The sequence below is a fragment of the Bradyrhizobium sp. AUGA SZCCT0177 genome, from assembly GCF_018130125.1.
Classification (GTDB): Bacteria; Pseudomonadota; Alphaproteobacteria; order Rhizobiales; family Xanthobacteraceae; genus Bradyrhizobium.
In genome coordinates, this window is record NZ_JAFCMA010000012.1 from 1 (window position 1) to 15780 (window position 15780).

At 63.5% G+C, this 15780-nt stretch carries 15 protein-coding genes; 5 read left to right on the forward strand and 10 right to left on the reverse strand.

Annotation, left to right across the window (positions count from 1 at the left end):
• Positions 1-449: 449 nt before the first annotated feature.
• Positions 450-1601, reverse strand: coding sequence for a hypothetical protein (locus JQ597_RS15640; protein WP_212265164.1), 1152 nt, complete (start codon positions 1599-1601; stop codon positions 450-452).
• A gap of 237 nt (positions 1602-1838) precedes the next feature.
• Between JQ597_RS15640 and JQ597_RS15645 the strand changes: the two genes are divergently transcribed.
• Both JQ597_RS15645 and JQ597_RS15650 read left to right on the forward strand, forming a co-directional pair.
• Positions 1839-2516, forward strand: a complete 678-nt coding sequence (locus JQ597_RS15645; RefSeq protein WP_212265165.1) for a response regulator transcription factor — start codon at positions 1839-1841, stop codon at positions 2514-2516.
• On the forward strand, positions 2513-4444 hold the full coding sequence (locus tag JQ597_RS15650; RefSeq protein WP_349628835.1) for a sensor histidine kinase: 1932 nt from the start codon (positions 2513-2515) through the stop codon (positions 4442-4444). Before JQ597_RS15645 ends, JQ597_RS15650 begins: the two co-directional genes overlap by 4 nt.
• A gap of 185 nt (positions 4445-4629) precedes the next feature.
• Here JQ597_RS15650 and JQ597_RS15655 read toward each other — a convergent pair whose 3' ends face one another.
• Positions 4630-4893, reverse strand: coding sequence for a hypothetical protein (locus JQ597_RS15655; protein ID WP_212265166.1), 264 nt, complete (start codon positions 4891-4893; stop codon positions 4630-4632).
• 246 nt (positions 4894-5139) lie between these two features.
• Here JQ597_RS15655 and JQ597_RS15660 point away from each other — a divergent pair, with 246 nt between their 5' ends.
• Positions 5140-5394, forward strand: coding sequence for a cysteine rich repeat-containing protein (locus JQ597_RS15660; RefSeq protein ID WP_212265167.1), 255 nt, complete (start codon positions 5140-5142; stop codon positions 5392-5394).
• An 86-nt stretch (positions 5395-5480) separates the two neighbouring features.
• Here JQ597_RS15660 and JQ597_RS15665 read toward each other — a convergent pair whose 3' ends face one another.
• From JQ597_RS15665 to JQ597_RS15675, 3 genes are all read right to left on the reverse strand, one after another.
• The gene (locus tag JQ597_RS15665) at positions 5481-6149 is read right to left on the reverse strand and encodes a hypothetical protein (protein ID WP_212265168.1); all 669 of its coding nucleotides are present in this window, start codon (positions 6147-6149) and stop codon (positions 5481-5483) included.
• Positions 6150-6262: 113 nt separating this feature from the next.
• Complete coding sequence (locus JQ597_RS15670) at positions 6263-6934, reverse strand: hypothetical protein (RefSeq protein WP_212265169.1); 672 nt, start codon at positions 6932-6934, stop codon at positions 6263-6265.
• 206 nt (positions 6935-7140) lie between these two features.
• On the reverse strand, positions 7141-7386 hold the full coding sequence (locus JQ597_RS15675) for a hypothetical protein (protein WP_212265170.1): 246 nt from the start codon (positions 7384-7386) through the stop codon (positions 7141-7143).
• A 120-nt stretch (positions 7387-7506) separates the two neighbouring features.
• Between JQ597_RS15675 and JQ597_RS15680 the strand changes: the two genes are divergently transcribed.
• A complete protein-coding gene (locus JQ597_RS15680; RefSeq protein ID WP_212265171.1) occupies positions 7507-8160 on the forward strand; it encodes a hypothetical protein in 654 nt (217 codons plus the stop codon).
• On the opposite strand, the gene JQ597_RS15685 is transcribed toward JQ597_RS15680, so the two are convergent.
• Positions 8157-9137: an NAD(P)H-dependent flavin oxidoreductase gene (locus JQ597_RS15685; RefSeq protein ID WP_212265172.1), complete on the reverse strand. Its 981-nt coding sequence runs from the start codon at positions 9135-9137 to the stop codon at positions 8157-8159. The two genes, JQ597_RS15680 and JQ597_RS15685, sit on opposite strands and share 4 nt — an antisense overlap.
• Before the next feature lie 157 nt (positions 9138-9294).
• Between JQ597_RS15685 and JQ597_RS15690 the strand changes: the two genes are divergently transcribed.
• Positions 9295-10857, forward strand: coding sequence for an AMP-binding protein (locus tag JQ597_RS15690; RefSeq protein ID WP_212265173.1), 1563 nt, complete (start codon positions 9295-9297; stop codon positions 10855-10857).
• A gap of 9 nt (positions 10858-10866) precedes the next feature.
• On the opposite strand, the gene JQ597_RS15695 is transcribed toward JQ597_RS15690, so the two are convergent.
• The 4 genes from JQ597_RS15695 to minD form a co-directional block, all read right to left on the reverse strand.
• Entirely contained in the window at positions 10867-12858 is a 1992-nt protein-coding gene (locus tag JQ597_RS15695) for an ATP-binding protein (RefSeq protein ID WP_349628836.1), read from the reverse strand.
• Between the two features lie 59 nt (positions 12859-12917).
• A complete protein-coding gene (locus JQ597_RS15700; RefSeq protein WP_212265175.1) occupies positions 12918-14435 on the reverse strand; it encodes an ATPase domain-containing protein in 1518 nt (505 codons plus the stop codon).
• A gap of 214 nt (positions 14436-14649) precedes the next feature.
• Positions 14650-14949, reverse strand: a complete 300-nt coding sequence (minE, locus tag JQ597_RS15705) for a cell division topological specificity factor MinE (RefSeq protein ID WP_212036347.1) — start codon at positions 14947-14949, stop codon at positions 14650-14652.
• Complete coding sequence (minD, locus tag JQ597_RS15710) at positions 14946-15761, reverse strand: septum site-determining protein MinD (RefSeq protein ID WP_192735279.1); 816 nt, start codon at positions 15759-15761, stop codon at positions 14946-14948. Before minD ends, minE begins: the two co-directional genes overlap by 4 nt.
• Positions 15762-15780: the final 19 nt, after the last annotated feature.

The following is a 15780-nucleotide window of genomic DNA, read 5'->3' on the forward strand; positions in this document are numbered from 1 at the left end:
GCACTAAGTAGGCTGCACACGAGCATACAGGGCAGCGGAGAACACCCGGCCTTCCCTGCGCAATGGCTTTACGGCTTATGCCGTGCTCTCCCCGGAGACGAGTTCTTGGTTGACTCCGTCGCTGCCGTTCAGCTCTCGCCTACCCGACAGCTTGACACCTGCAACGGGTGCCAGGACCACACGGTTTTGCCGTACGCTTAGTCCACGCCGTCGTCTCAGCGTAAACCAGCGTCCACCGCAACCCGTCCAACGTCCGTGACGACGGCCGACGCCCTCTGAGAGGGACGGGATGGCGATATATGTGCACCTGATTTTCCTTCTGGTAAACAGAAATATTTTTTATTTCGGGGCTTGACACGAATTCCGGAAACCAGAATTGATTTGACCGTCGGGTCAGAATGTCGCGGGTGCATCGATGCTGATGGGTCCGCGGGAGGGATCAGCCCATCCTACCTCTGCCCAAGCCCGATCAAATTGCGTCCCTTCTGCACCAGGAACGCCAGTCCCACCGGCTCGGCGTGATGACGATGCAGCGTGTGCGATTCAAGGACGTGGTGGAGATTTCCCGGCAGGGACTGCAGCTCAGCCTTCAAATCGGACGCTACCGCGGCCATCACGGCGTCGAGCTTTCGTCCCCAATCGGTCTGGTCGATGCGATCGATCGAGGTCCGCAGCACGTGTTCGATATCGTAGACGTCGGTGAGAATGTCCCTGGCGATCGAAATGCGGTTGCGCTTCAAAGCGTGGCTCAGCTTTATTCGTTGGTCGTCGAGATGGTCGAGCACCATGGCGATGCTGATCGCATAGCGGGTCGCCGCGATCTCGGCGGCATTCTTGCTGCGCGCCGACCTGGTCGCGAGACGGGCCAGTTGCCATGGCACCTTGAGGTGCTTCGTCACCATGGTCAGGGCAAACGGCATCGCTTCGGGATGTTTCGCCGCGAACGTGTCGAGATGACCGCGTATCCTGGAAAGCGCCTCGCCGTCGAAATCATCCACCTTGGCTGGCAGCGCTTCATTGAAGGCGACGATGGCGTCGCGGAGCCGCAAGGCCAGCAGGATCTTCTTGAGATCGTCAAAGCTGGCGCGGGAGCCGGTATACTGGCCAAGAGCTCTTCGTACGTCGGCAACGCCCTGCTCGGAGCCGAGAAGCCCCTCGATCGTCTTGACTACCTTGGACTGGAAGCCGGCGACGATCAGCTTGGCTTCGTCCGGATTGTCCTTCACGATCAGCTGCTTCATCTGCTCGCAATAATCGCGCGCCATCGACGGCAGCTGATCCTGGTTGATCCATTCCCTGATCGCCGACAGCGACCCGCGCGATATCTGGCCGGAATTGGCGCGCTCGGGCGAGCGGTCGACGAACAACGCTTCGATCGGCTTGAAGAAGTAGCGCGACGGATTGCCGATCCGGTTGTGCGTCTCGCCGCTCTTGCGAAACTCGGCGCGCAGTTCTGCCAGGATGATTTCGAAGCCCGAAATGTCCTCGTCATACATCTGCATCCGCTCGATTTCGACGAGCAGGCTGCTGCGCGCATGCGACGTCAAATGACCGAGGTATTTTCGGATCCGATCGGCCTGGATTTCATTTTTGGGCGTCACGTGGAAAGGATCCCTGATCCGGTCCCTGATGAGCTGCCTCGAAGTGTGGGGCGCGTTCCTTGCAACCGGATTACTTTTTTATCCCGCAACTTAACGGTTTGGCCCCGCAGGTTCACCGGGGAGGGGTATGGTCCCTCCCCTATGTGACCTCCCCCATAAACATGGCTGTCCCAAATCCCCCTCGAACGGTTAAACTGGCGCAGGGCCGCGCGGGGACAGGCGGCCGGAGCCAATTCCATGACGCCGTTGAGCGACGAACCGCTTTCGCAGGCCATTTCCGTTTTGCTGGTCGAAGACGACGCGCCGACGTTGTGGCGGCTGCAGGATGCGCTGACCAAGGCCGGCTATCAGGTGCGCGCGGCGGCGACGCTGGCCGAGGCCAGGGCCGGCCTGGCGCAGGGCGCGCCAAAGGTGCTGCTGACCGATCTGCAATTGCCTGACGGGCATGGCATCGATCTGATCCGAGAGACGCGCCAGCGCTTTCCCGACACCGAAATCATGGTGATATCGATCCTCGGCGACGAGGAGAGCGTGATCTCGGCGATCACCGTCGGCGCCACCGGCTATTTGCTCAAGGACGCGTTTCCGACCGACATCGCGGCCACCGTCCGCGACCTCGTGGCCGGGCATTCGCCGATCTCGGCCTCGATCGCGCGTTTCATCGTGCGCCGGACCCAGAACAATCCGGAGCCGCCGCCCGGCCCGCCACTCAACACCGCCAAATTGACCCCGCGCGAGATCGATATCCTCTGGGGCATCGCCAAGGGTTTTAGCTACGCCGAAATCGCGGGCCATCTCGGCCTGTCGCGGCAGACCGTGCCCGGGCACATCAAGAGCATCTATCGCAAGCTCGAAGTGCACACCCGGGGCGAAGCGGTGTTCGAGGCGGTGCAGCAAGGCCTGATCCGGCTGTGACCGAGGACGCCGCAATCGAGGCGCCTCCCGGCGAGGTGCGCCGGCGGCTGCAGGTCTCCCGCCTGCTGCAATATGTGCTGCTGCAGGTGCTGATCGCCGCCGCCTGCGGCTTCATCCTGCGACAGCCGCTGCCCGCGCCGCCTGAAAATTATGCCGTGACCGAGTTCAGGCTGAGGCAAGGCGACACCGAGCGGTCCGTCACGTCGCCGCACTTCGCCAGCGCGCGGTCGCCCGCCGACGATCAGCCAACCTATTCCGGCCGGTTCACATTTCCGGCCGAGCAACCGCCACGCGCCTGGTCGATCTATCTGCCGCGCTTCACCAATGCCGCCGAAGTCGCCGTCAACGGCGTCGTGGTGCTGGACACGAGGCGCGATCCGGTCGCCAACCGGCCTGACCGCTCCACGCCGCAGATCGCCGTGATTCCGTCAGCGCTGCTGCACGGCGGTTCGAACGAACTCACCATTCGCGTGCTGGTGTGGGGCCCGATCTCGGCGTTTCTCGACACGCCCTACGTTGGACCTGACGATGTCGTTCGTCCCTATTACGACCGGCGGGCGCTGCTGTTCGTCACTTTGCCGATCGTGTTTTCGGCCTGGCAAGCGATCCTCGCGGTGATTCTGACGATCATGTGGGTGATGCGACGGCATGAACCGGCTTACGGCATGCTGGCGGCGGCGATGGCGGTCGGCGTCCTGCAGGCATTCCTGTCGACCCCGCTCGACGAGTCCCGCTACGCCACGCTCAATTCCATCGCGATCGCTTCCGCGCCGCTCGAGAGCGGGCTTGTTCTGGCCTTTGGCATTTTGTTTTTTGGCCGCAAATGGCCGCGCTGGGGCGCGGTCATCTTCGCTCCCAGCGTGATCCTTGCCGCTGCCGGCCTGATCGGCGGCCAGGCCTCGGTCCGGTCGCTGTATCTGTTCATCGGCACGCCGACCGTCGGGCTTTGTCTTGCGATGATGGCGCTGATATCAGGGAATGCGGTGCTGCGGCGGCAGGACGCCGCCAGCATCCTGCTGGGCTGCGCGGTCACCATCGTGCTGACCAGCTGGATCCACGACATGCTCTCCGTGCTGCAGATCGTCGCTGATAGACGCATCTTCTTCTCGCGATTATCCTATTCGGCGATGCTGGTGGCGATCGGCGCGGCGCTGACCTGGCGGTTCGCGCGCGCGCTCAACCAGGTCGACAGTTTTGCCGGCCGGCTCGTCACCCAGGTGCGCGAGGCCGAAGACAAATTGAAGGCCAGTTTCGCCCGCGAGGAAGAACGCGCGCGCGCCGCAGCATTGGCCCGCGAGCGCACCCGTCTTATGCGCGACCTGCACGATGGCCTCGGCGGCCAGCTCGTCAGCATCGTGGCGCTCAGCGAACGCGGCAATGATGCGAGCGCTGGTATCGGCGACGCCGCCCGGGCGGCGCTGAAGGATCTGCGCCTTGTCATCGACTCCATGGACGACATCGGCGGCGACCTCATGCTGGCGCTGGGATCGTGGCGCGAGCGCGCCATGGCGCAGCTGCGCCCGCATGATATCGAACTCGATTGGCTGATCACGCCGCCGGGCCTGCCGGTGCATCCGGAATTGCGGCCCTGGCACGTGATCCAGATCATGCGGCTGTTGGACGAAGCCCTGACCAATGCAGTCAAGCACGCCCGCGCGCGCCGCATCACCGTCAGCATCGAGACGCGACGCGAGCCTGACGGCCTCGATCAGGGCTGCATCACGATTGCGGACGACGGCAGGGGTTTTGCGCTGGCGCCCGATGGCGAAGCACCCGCCGAGGGCGCCAAAACGGGACGCGGCCTGCGCAACATGAGAAGCCGCGCCGCACGCTGCGGCGCCGGGTTGGAAATGACATCCGGCGCCGACGGCACGCGGGTGCGGCTGACCTTGCCGCACCGCTTTCCCGACAGCGACGCGAATGGTTGAATCGACCGAGCATGAGAGCGGCGTACTTCTCCCTCGCCCCGCTCTTGCGGGGAGAGGGTTGGGGTGAGGGGCTCTCTCCTCCATCTCGATCTATCGATGGACCTGTACCCCCTCACCCGGATCGCATCTGCGATGCGATCCGACCTCTCCCCGCAAGCGGGGCGAGGTAAAAAGAACATCATGCCTCAGCGCCGCCCGACGCGGTTGACGGGGCCGCCACGATTCCACGCTGTGCCGGGGCGGACACCGACGCCGCGCGCGCCGACTCCAACCACGCCGACGCGGGGCGTCGCGACCACGGCGGCGGCCACCGGCGTCGGCCGCACCACGCAGCCCTGCGGCACGCCGGCCGTCTTGCAATAGACCACCGCCGCCTGGGCCGAGCCGGTATGAAACGAAAGCGCCGCCACGGTCAGACCGGCGCTCAGCCATCCAGAAATCCTCAACATGTAACCTCTCCTGATTATTTTGCCGTGCAGCCTTGCGATGGACCGACCGGTCACCGCAGCCGACGTGGAGAGGTACTTGGGCCAGACCGGCGTGCGGCAACATCCCATGAAGATGGTGTGTCGACGTCGCGGGGCGCTTGCAGGGGAATTTTCGCTGCCATGAACATGGCATGGACCGCGCAGCCGGCCTCGACGAGTTTCCGCGAACGCTCGTTCAACCCGTCAACGCCCCAGCCAAGGTGATCCATGAAAAAATCAGTTCAACAATCCAAGCCTGCCGCAACCGCCCTCGTCTCGCTGATCTTTCTGATCGCCGGCAGTGCGCTGGTCTCAGCCCAATCCGGGCCGAGCCGCCAAGAGCAGATGGCGTGCCGTTCCGACGCCGGGAAATTCTGCGCCGAGCATATCGGCAAGCCGCCGCAGATGAACGCCTGCCTGCGCGACAACAAGTCGAAACTGTCCGACCCCTGCCGCAAGGTGGTGGAATCGCGTGGCGGATAGGTGAAGCGATCTGGAGCATCGGTTCTGAGTGAATCAGAAGCGAAGCTCAGCGACGTCGCTCGAAAAACGCGTGGGAAGGAGATCGATCAGTCCAGATCGAACAATCTGATCCGGGGCGTCTCGAGTCGCGCCGGCTCGGCCGCAAAGACCTGCCGCGGCTCGGTCTCTTCGCGGACCTTCTCCTCGACCTCGCGAAGCTCCTGATCCTGCCGCGGCCGGCGTCGTTCAACCCAATTCTGACGACGCTCAGCCTTGCGCTTCTCCTCAGTGGCGCGTCTTGCCTCTCGCCTGATATCGGCGTCGCGTGACTTCACGTCGGCATCGCGCGCCCTGATATCGCTATCGCGCGTTTTGGCAAAAGCGGCTTCGGGCGTTCTGATCGGCTCAGGATTTGTCTTTTCGGGCGCAGCTGCCTGCGTCACGGGTGCGGCGGTCGTCGGCTGTGGTGATGCTGCGGGCGGCGTGCTCGCTGCAGCTCCAGCGGGCTGCGCCTGGGTCGAGGTGGTCGTGACGGGTTCGTTCTGCGGTTGGTTCTGCGCTGCATTCGGTGCGACCGCCGCCACGTTCGGTGCCGGTTCCGACGAAGCCTTCGCCGGGATCGGCTTCTCCGACATCCGCAGCTCAAGCTTGCTCGTTTCGATCCTGGGCGCATGCGGGCTGACGATGTTCGAAATCAACATGCCACCGCCAAGGCCCGCGACAACAGCCGCGACCACGGTTCCCACGCCTGCAAAATATGCCGTCGAAATGCGCATGGTTCGGCTCCTTGGATCCACGCGGGAAAACGCGCGGATAGGGCCGATGTTCCGATATGGGAAAATGTGGAAACGATGGAACCGGCGGCGTGCGCTGCGGCCGCCGCAATCGCTCAGATCATGGAGGCTACTTTTTCGAGCCCGATGATGCGGGCGAGCGAGCGCACTTCGCTCTTCTGGTCTTCGCGCAACTGGAACAACAACGGCATCGCCGCCGATTTCAGCTGCTGGACTTCTTCAGCCTCGGGATCGATCGGAATGCCGGCCGCCGCATTGGGATCGGCCTGCCGCTTTGCGTGAATCTTGCGGGCGACAGCCTTCAACGCGGTCTCCACCGGCGGCCAATAAGATTCCTGCGAGGCAGAAAGCTTGAGGCGCTCCTTGATCCCGGCGATCTGGATGTCGCTGAGCAGCGCGTAGTTCTTTTGCGGGGCCGGCTTGGCGGCGGCTTTGGCTTTGGGCGGTGCCGCAGCAGGCGCCATGGCGGGTGCCGCGACTTTCGGAATTCCAAGATCGGCCGGCCCGGTCGAGGCATAGGCCTGGCGCAGCGGCTCGCTCAGTACGGGGGCGGCCTGCGGCGGTTCAAACGCGGCCAGCGCCATCGTCGCGATGGCGAGCTTGTCCTTCTTGCTTTCCTTGTTGGAGACCGGGTTTTGGACCGCGGACGGCACGGAGGCCAGTTCGTAATGCACGGCGAATAGGCTGTCGCGGCCGAGAATTGCGGTGGCGGCGGCGCCCACCACGAGGAAACAGGTCAACGCAACGATCGTAATGACTTTGGTCAACAACGTCTCCATTCCGCCGATCCTAGAGCCTGTCGGCTCCAGTCTTTATATTTTTGACGCGTTTCTTGACGCGAACCGGTATCCACCTCGCTCGAAAACGCTACCGAGGATGCCCGAAAGCTGGATGGTAATTAAGGCTTTACCATGCCGCTCAAGGGGTTAGTGCCCCCGGAAAAGCGCGAGAATCGCGTCGAATCGGCAAAAAATCAGGCCGCCGCGGCCAGATCGTAGGCTTCCTGGATGTCGGCCACGATATCGGAGGCCTCCCAGAGCGCGTCGGGGGCGACCGAACGCAGGCTGATGGTCCAGTTGCTTTTGCCGGTGCGGGGCATGCTGAGGATGTCGAATTCGACGTTGCGGCAGAGCGGGTGCCGGTCCAGCGCGCGGGTCACCCGCCACCTGATTTCGTCGATGGTGGCCGGGGTTTTGGCATAAAACTGATCGAAATCCATCTTGCGCCCCCTTATTTGCGGTCGGTCCGGCCGTGCCGCCGGCTATCCTGTGGTTCTATTGTTGGGGCGGATTTGGTTAACGGCCCGTTAATCCGGGAACGGCACGAGAAACAACCCTGCATGGCGGAAACAACCCAGGAAGCGACGACCGCCACGAACGGGCCGTCGGTCCGCGCCGCATTGCTGGCGGCCGCGGGCATTTCGATCGGCACGCTGCTGCTCGCGACCTTCGAATTGTCGATGGCCGAGTGGCCGTCCGGCTTTGTCCTGCTCGGCATCCTGCCGCTGACGGCGCTGATGTTCTTCGGCTGCTGCCTCTGGACGGCGACGCTGCTGCTTCGCATCCCACGGGGCGGGACAAAATTCGCGATCCCGTTCCTGATGTGCGCGGCGACGCTGGCGCTGCTGGTCTACGCACCACTGCAGAAGGTCGCGCTGCAGCGAAACTTCCACTGGCACCGCGCCGATCGCGAACGGATCGTGGCCCGCGTCGAGGCCGGCGAGCTCAGGCCGAACGTCCCCTACAACAAATACATGATCGCGCTGGGCGCAAACGAGCCCAAGGTTTCCGCCGGCGGAAACGACATCGTCATCGACACGGCCAAAGAAGGCACCTACGTGCTGTTCCTGACCTCGCGCGGCCTGAAACACTATTTCACCGGCTTCCTGCACGTGCCGCCGGGCAGCGATCCCAAAGACTTCTTCGAGTTCGACGACAAACCGCCGAGCCAGCTCGTTCACTACGACAAGAATTGGTATTTTGTGGCGAACTAGGTGAACTGGATTTTCGCCGCCGCGGCGCGATACTCGACTAGCGTCCGTGCAACCAGTTCATCGACGCCAAGCACTTCGGTCACGCCCGAGGTGGAATGGCCGGCGCTCCAGATGTCTTTCCAGCGCTTTGGGCGGTTTTCGCGCGCGCCGATGTCGATGTCCTTGCCAATATCGATGGCGCCGCGCGCCGGCAGATCGTCGGGATCGAGGCCGGCAGCTTCGATTGATGGCCGCAGCATGTTGGTCTGCAAACCTGTGAAAGCCGTGGTCAGCAAAATGTCGTCGGCGCTGCTGGCGACCAGCATATCCTTGTATCTCGGATCCGCCATGCTCTCGCGCGTGGCGATGAACCTGGTGCCCATGTAGGCGAGGTCGCAGCCAAGCGCCTGCGCCGCGCGCAAGGCATGTCCGTCGCTGATGCCGCCCGCGAGCACCAGCGGCCCGTCGAAGAAGCCGCGCACCGCACGCACGAACACGAACGGATTGAGCCAGCCGGTCTGGCCACCCGCGCCTGCGGTCAGCAGTACGAGGCCATCAGCGCCGGCAGCGACCGCGCGTTCGGCGTGGCGGATGCTGGCGACGTCGGCGAAGACAAGCGCGCCGGCATCATGCAACGGCGCCGCGACCTGTGCCGGCGATCCGACCGAGGTGATGACGATCTCGGGCTTGTGCCGCAGCAGCACCGCCAGATCCTGCGCCAGCCGCGCATTGGAGCGATGCACAATCAGGTTCGCGCAGATCGGCGCTGCGGGCTTGCCGCTCTCGTCCGAATAACGCTGCAAACGGCCTTCGATCTCGCTGAGCCATTCTTCGAGCTGTTCGTGGCTGCGGCAATTCACCGTCGGGAACGAGCCGATCACGCCGTTGCGGCATGCGGCGACCACAAGCTCGACGCCGGAAACGAGAAACATCGGCGCCGCGATCAGCGGCAGGCTGAGACGATCCTGAAAGCGCGCGAGAAGATCGGATGTATGCATCATCGCAACTTGAGCCGTGGCCTTGGTGTGCTAGCGGCTTTATTTTTTTGACGCGTTTTCTTCACGCGAACCGGTATCCACTTCGCTTGAAAACGCTATAGGATCAACATTGGCACGATCAAGGGCCAATTACAAAAGTTGCGGGAGGAATTTTGAGATGAACAATCCGCTGTACGCGTCTCCGGTCGCTTGCGAGCAGACGCTGCGGGCGCTGGCGCGTTACCCGGAGCGGACCGCGTTCAGCTGGCCCGGCGGATCGATCACCTATCAAGGCACGACCGATCTGATCGGCCGCATTCAAGCCGTGTTCATGCGGCTGAACTTCGAGCCCGGTACCCGCGTCGCTTTCCTCACCGCCAACCGCGCCGACGCCTGGTGCGCGGGCGTCGCCGCGCAATTGTCGCGGCTTTCGATCACCTGGCTGCATCCGCTGGGCTCGCTCGACGATCAGCTGTTCCAGCTCGAGGACTCCGAAGCGCAGATGCTGGTGGTCGACGGCGTCACCTTTCGCGACCGTGGCGGCGAACTCGCGGCCAGGGCCAACGGTCTGAAGACGGTGTTCACGCTCGGGCCCGCCGATTACGGCGCCGACCTGCTCGCCGCGGTCGAGGCTGCCGGCAGCGCCACGGCACGCTGCTTTGCCGGCCTCGACGATATCGCGACCCTGAACTACACCGGCGGCACGACCGGCAAATCCAAGGGCGCATTGCGCACCCACCGCGAGAATAGCGGCTCCGCCAGCGCAATCCTGGCGGACTTCGAAATCCCGGATCGGCCGAGCTATCTCACGGTGGCCCCGATCAGCCATGTCGCCGGCACCAAAGTGCTGCCGACGCTGATGCGCGGCGGCACCGTGCACATGCTGAAGGGTTTCGATCCCGAAGCCGTGTTCAAGACCATCGAGCGCGAGCGCATCAATTTTACGCTGTTCGTGCCGACGATGATCTACGTGATGCTCGATCATCCATCGCTCGACAGGACCGACCTCTCCTCGCTCGAATTGGTGCTCTATGGCGCATCCGCAATGTCGCCGAGCCGCCTCGTCGAGGGCATCGAGCGGATCGGGCCGGTGTTCTCGCAGCTCTACGGCCAGACCGAGTGCTATCCGGTGTCGGTGCTGCGCAAGGCCGACCACGATCCGAAGACGCCGGAAATGTTTACGTCCTGCGGATTCCCGATCTCGGCGTGCGAGGTCAAGGTGCTCGACGACAACGACCAGGAGGTTGCGACCGGCGAGGCCGGCGAAATCTGCGTGCGCGCGCCGCATGTGATGGCCGAATACTGGAAGCGGCCGGAGCAAACCGCCGAAACGCTCAAGAGCGGCTGGCTGCATACCGGCGATATCGCTCGCAAGGACGAGCGCGGCTATATGTTCATCCTCGACCGCAAGAAGGACATGATCGTCTCCGGCGGCTTCAACATTTTTCCGCGCGAGGTCGAGGACGTCTTGTCGCAGCATGCCGATGTCGCGATGGTCGCCGTGGTCGGCGTTCCCGACGATAAATGGGGCGAGGCCGTCACCGCGGTGGTGGTGGCGCGCGAAGGTGCGAAGCCGAATGCGGATGAGTTGATCAATCTCGTGAAAACGAAAAAAGGCTCGGCGCACGCGCCAAAGCACATCAAATTCGTCACCGAGTTGCCGATGACCGGCGTCGGCAAGGTCGACAAGAAGGTGCTGAAGGCAGGCTTCTGGACCGGCCGCGACCGGATGGTGGGGTAAATTTCCGGCTCACGCCAGCAACTGATCGAGCCGTTCGCGCAACTGGTCCTGGTGATAAGGTTTTGCAAGCCGCGGCAGATCGAGCTGCGCGCCTTCGGGCAATTCGGCATAACCTGTTGCCAGCAGGATGGGCAGCGACGGGCGCACCTGGCGCGTCGCAGCCGCGAGTTCAATGCCGGTCATCCCGGGCATCACGTGATCGGTCATCATCAAATCGATCGGCTGCTCGCTCCTGAGAATGTCGAGCGCATGCAGGCCCGAATTGGCGCCGATCACGTGGTGACCGAGGTCTTCCAGCATCTCCATGGTCGACATGGCAATCAGCGGATCGTCGTCGACAAACAGGATCACCGCCGAGCGTTTGGTGCCTTGCGTCGCCGGCGCCGGAGCCTCGACCTCCGGTGCAGCGGTAGCTATCGGGAGTATCAGCGTCGCGGTGGTGCCTTTTCCGACCGCGCTTGCAAGCCGCAAGGCGCCACCGAGTTGCACCGCCAGGCCGTGCACCATCGACAGGCCAAGGCCGGTGCCCTTGCCGAGTGGCTTGGACGAAAAGAAGGGTTCAATCGCCCGCTCCAGTGTCTCTGATGTCATGCCAGTGCCGGTATCGACGACGGACAGCCTGAGATAACGGCCAGGCTTCAACACCGCATCCCTGGTGATCTTCTGCTCGTCCAGCCTGATGTCGATCGGACCGCCGTCGGGCATCGCGTCACGCGCGTTGATCGCCAGATTGAGGATCGCAAGCTCAAGCTGGTTGGGATCGATACGCGCCGGAGGCAGGCCGTCCTTGATGTCCAACCGCACCGCGACGCGCGGGCCGAGCGAGCGTTCCAGCAGGTTGGTCATATCCTGAATCAGCGAACGGAGGTCGACCGAGACCGTGCGCAAATCCTGCTGACGCGCAAAGGCCAGAAGGCGCTGGGTCAATGACGCACCCCGTTCCGCGCCCTGCATGGCGCCATCGACCAGGCGGTGAAGCCGGGGATCGTCGGGCATGCGCTTGCGCAGCAGATCAAGGTTACCCATCACGGCCATCAGCAAATTGTTGAAATCATGCGCCACGCCGCCGGTAAGCTGTCCGATCGTCTCCATCTTCTGCGCCTGGCGTAACTGTTCCTGCGCCTTTTCACGCGCGGCGACTTCCTTCATCAGATCGGCGGTGCGCTGCTCGACGCGCTGCTCCAGTGTCGCCGTCAGTTCCGCCAGCGCGGTGCGTTCGGCGGCGAGTTGCGCGAGCAGGGCCTCGCGCTCGATTTCCGCAACCTTGCGCGCGGTGATATCGGAGCAGACGCCGACCAGCGACTTGATGCTGCCGTCCGGCCACCGTACCGCGCGGGCGCGGGTGTCCACCCAGTGCTGCGAGCCGTCGGGCCAGATAATCCGATATTCGATGCGGTAATCCCCACCGGTCTTGATCGCCTGATCGATGGCTTCAAGACGGCGCTCCCGGTCGTCGGGATGAACCGCAGCCGACAAATCCTGAAAAGTAAAAGACTCGCCCGGCTTGCGGCCGAAAAAGCGCGCGCAGGTTTCCGATGCTTCGAGTTTGTATTCCGGCAAATGCAGTTCAAGCGCCCCGAGATGACCGGCATTCAGCGCGGTCTGCAGCAGGCCTTCGCTTTCGGTCAGATCGGCGAGGATCGAGCGCGTCTGGTACTGGCGGCGCCTGGCCCGGACCGCAGAACCGACAATGCTGACAAGCGTCGTCGGATGGAAAGGGCGCTCGATGAAGGTGACATTGCCCAGGATTTGCCCGAGCCGCATCGCATCCGGATTGCGCTCGGGACCGCCACCCTGTCGCGTCAGCAGCACGATCGGGAAATCCGACCACGGCGGCTGGCTGCCCAGCCAATCTACCAATCCCCGGAGATCCGCGGTCTTGATCGCCTCGTCAGCGACGACCGCAAGGCCAGCCCCGCTTTCGATCTCATGGATCAAGCCGGCAAGATCGCTGCAGGTATTGGCGTAATACCCCGCTTCCCTGATGAGCGTAGTGGCCACGGACGAATCGCGCCCGGTCGGTGCGAGAATGACGGCGCGCTCAGACGATGCGCCCGGTTTCACGGCTGCTGCTCCTCGAACAAGCGGCGTTCCTGCAGCAAGGGCTGCCCTTCGCCGACATAAACCGGAACGCCACGCAGAACGCCATGGAAACCGTCCAGCGGTTCACCAATCGTCAGTCCGCGATTGCCGATGCGATATTCGCGAATCGTCGATTCGTGCATGCCGGTACGCTTCTTGATGACCGACATCGCACGCCGCACGCTGCCCAGCGCTTCGAAATAGCGTAGCAGCACAACCGTATCGGCAAGGTACGTGACATCCACCGGCGCCTTCATATCTCCGATCAGTCCATGCTGTGCCACCGTCATGAATGTCGCAGCACCCTGGCGGTTCAGATACTGCAGCAATTCATGCACGTGCAGGATCAGGGAATTTTCTTCGGGCATGGCGGCCTGATAGCCGTTGAGGCTGTCGATCACGACCGTCTTGATCCGGTCGTCATCGACCCGCTTGCGGACGCGATGGGCGAATTCACCGGGCGACAGCTCCGCGGCATCGACCTGCTCGATGAACAGGCTGCCGCTGCGCTGCATTTCCTCGAGATTGATGCCGAGCCCGATCATGCGCGAAAACAACAGCCCGAGTTCTTCGTCGAACACGAACAACGCCGCCCTTTCACCCCGCGCGACCGCCGCGACAATGAAGGTAATCGCGGCCAGCGACTTGCCGGTTCCCGCGGGCCCGAGGATCAGGGTGCTCGATCCTGACTCGACGCCGCCACCCAGCAGCCTGTCGAGCTCCGCGATGCCGCTGGACATCGTGGTTCGCTCAACCGCCCTGCGAAACTCCGAGGCCACCAGCCGCGGAAAGATATTCATCCCGCCGGTCGTGATGGTGGCGTCATGATAGCCGCCGCGAAACTTCACGCCACGATATTTGACGACGCGCGCCCGCCGTCGCTCTGCGCCGTAGGCCGGCGCCAGCTCCTCCAGCCGCACCACGCCGTGTGCCACACTGTGAACGGTCTTGTCCGCAGCCTCGGCGGTCAGATCGTCGAGCAGCACGACAGTGGTATTGAACTTCGCGAAATAATGCTTGAGCGCCAGGATCTGACGCCGATACCGCAGCGAACTTTGCGCCAGGAGCCGGATTTCGGAAAGACTGTCCAGAACCACCCGGGCCGGCCGCGTGCGTTCCACGGCTTCGAATATCTGCTTGGTGGTCTCGCCGAGTTCGAGATCGGACGAATAGAGCAGGCTCTGCTGCTGTTCGGAATCGAGCAGGCTCTCCGGCGGCAACAATTCGAAGATGTCGATACGCTCGTCGAGCGCCCAGCCATGGGACGCCGCGCCCTCGCGCAGCTCACGTTCGGTTTCAGACAGCGTGACGTAGAGGCACTTTTCGCCGGCGCGCGCGCCTTCCATCAGGAATTGCAGCGCAATGGTGGTTTTGCCCGTGCCGGGCTCACCTTCGAGCAGAAACAGATGGCCACGCGTAAAGCCGCCGGACAGGATGTCGTCCAGGCCCCACACGCCCGATTTTGCCTTGTCCGTGGGTATTCCGACTGCGTTCATGAGGCCCCCTAACGGAGGGCAACTCCGGCGATATCAGGGGGTTCCCCGGAGATGGAACCAGGAGGAGAAAATTCGGATCACATCGCGCCGTTTCCGGCCAGCAGCCGGAAATTCGTTGGTGACATGGCCAGCGTTGGACGGCCGGCTTCACGGCAAGCGGGGAACGGCGCTCCCCGCCGCAGCGCCATTGCCCGGCCCCGGCCTCATCGCGGTATCAAGCCGCCCCTGCTCGCCTTTCAGCGTGAGCCTTGGTCTTCTCGAAATTATTCGGCACTTCGATATCGACTTCGAGCGTCGACACGGCCGGGCCGCGGTCAAGCTTGACCGTGACCTTGTCAGGATCGAGCTGGATGTGCCGGGAGACCACGGCGAGGATCTCCTCGCGCAGCGTCGCCAGCAGGTCCGGTTGACCGCGCAGGCCGCGCTCGTGCGCCAGCAGAATCTGCAGCCGCTCCCGCGCCACCGGGGCGGTTGCCTTGCGGCCGCTGAACAGGCGAAGCAGATTCATACTCATGCCGCCCTCCGTCCGAGCAATCGGTTCATAAATCCCCTGCGTTCGGCCGGCACGACCATGTCGACGGTTTCGCCCATCAGGCGGCGGACCGCGTCGGTATAGGCGCGAGCCGGTGCACTGGCCACATTGTTCAGGGTGACGGGAGAGCCGACATTCGAGGCGCGAAGCACATCCTGGCTCTCGGGGATGATGCCGAGCAGCGGGGTTGCGAGAATTTCGAGGATGTCATCGATGCTGAGCATCTCGCCGCGCGCCGCGCGCACCGGATCGAACCTTGTGATCAGGATGTGCTTGGTCACCCGCTCGCCCTGCTCCGCCTTGACGGTCTTCGAATCGAGCATCCCGATGATGCGGTCGGAGTCGCGCACCGAGGAGACTTCCGGGTTGGTGACGATCACGGCTTCGTCCGCATAACGCATCGCCAGCATCGCGCCGCGTTCGATGCCTGCGGGACTGTCGCACAGGATCCAGTCGAACTTGGTCCGCAGCTCAGCGATGACCCGGCCGACGCCTTCGTCGGTCAGCGCGTCCTTGTCCCTGGTCTGGGAAGCTGGCAGTAACCACAGATTCTCCAGGCGCTTGTCGCGGATCAGCGCCTGCTGAAGCTTGGCGACGCCCTGCACCACGTTGATGAGGTCGAACACCACGCGCCGTTCCGCGCCCATCACCAGATCGAGGTTGCGCAGGCCGACGTCGAAGTCGATGACGACGACCTTCTCGCCGGCCTGGGCCAGCGCCGCACCGAGCGCGGCCGTGGACGTCGTCTTTCCAACGCCGCCCTTGCCTGATGTAACGACCAGGACCTTTGCCATAATTGATCTCCGTAGCCGA

Bases quoted from the DNA above. Each gene is read 5' to 3' on its own strand.
- minE (WP_212036347.1), bottom strand. From the start codon at position 14,949: ATGAGTATGAATCTGCTTCGCCTGTTCAGCGGCCGCAAGGCAACCGCC.
- JQ597_RS15655 (WP_212265166.1), bottom strand. From the start codon at position 4,893: ATGTTGAGGATTTCTGGATGGCTGAGCGCCGGTCTGACCGTGGCGGCG.
- JQ597_RS15680 (WP_212265171.1), top strand. From the start codon at position 7,507: ATGGCGGAAACAACCCAGGAAGCGACGACCGCCACGAACGGGCCGTCG.
- minD (WP_192735279.1), bottom strand. From the start codon at position 15,761: ATGGCAAAGGTCCTGGTCGTTACATCAGGCAAGGGCGGCGTTGGAAAG.
- JQ597_RS15685 (WP_212265172.1), bottom strand. From the start codon at position 9,137: ATGCATACATCCGATCTTCTCGCGCGCTTTCAGGATCGTCTCAGCCTG.
- JQ597_RS15645 (WP_212265165.1), top strand. From the start codon at position 1,839: ATGACGCCGTTGAGCGACGAACCGCTTTCGCAGGCCATTTCCGTTTTG.
- JQ597_RS15675 (WP_212265170.1), bottom strand. From the start codon at position 7,386: ATGGATTTCGATCAGTTTTATGCCAAAACCCCGGCCACCATCGACGAA.
- JQ597_RS15665 (WP_212265168.1), bottom strand. From the start codon at position 6,149: ATGCGCATTTCGACGGCATATTTTGCAGGCGTGGGAACCGTGGTCGCG.
- JQ597_RS15660 (WP_212265167.1), top strand. From the start codon at position 5,140: ATGAAAAAATCAGTTCAACAATCCAAGCCTGCCGCAACCGCCCTCGTC.
- JQ597_RS15700 (WP_212265175.1), bottom strand. From the start codon at position 14,435: ATGAACGCAGTCGGAATACCCACGGACAAGGCAAAATCGGGCGTGTGG.
- JQ597_RS15690 (WP_212265173.1), top strand. From the start codon at position 9,295: ATGAACAATCCGCTGTACGCGTCTCCGGTCGCTTGCGAGCAGACGCTG.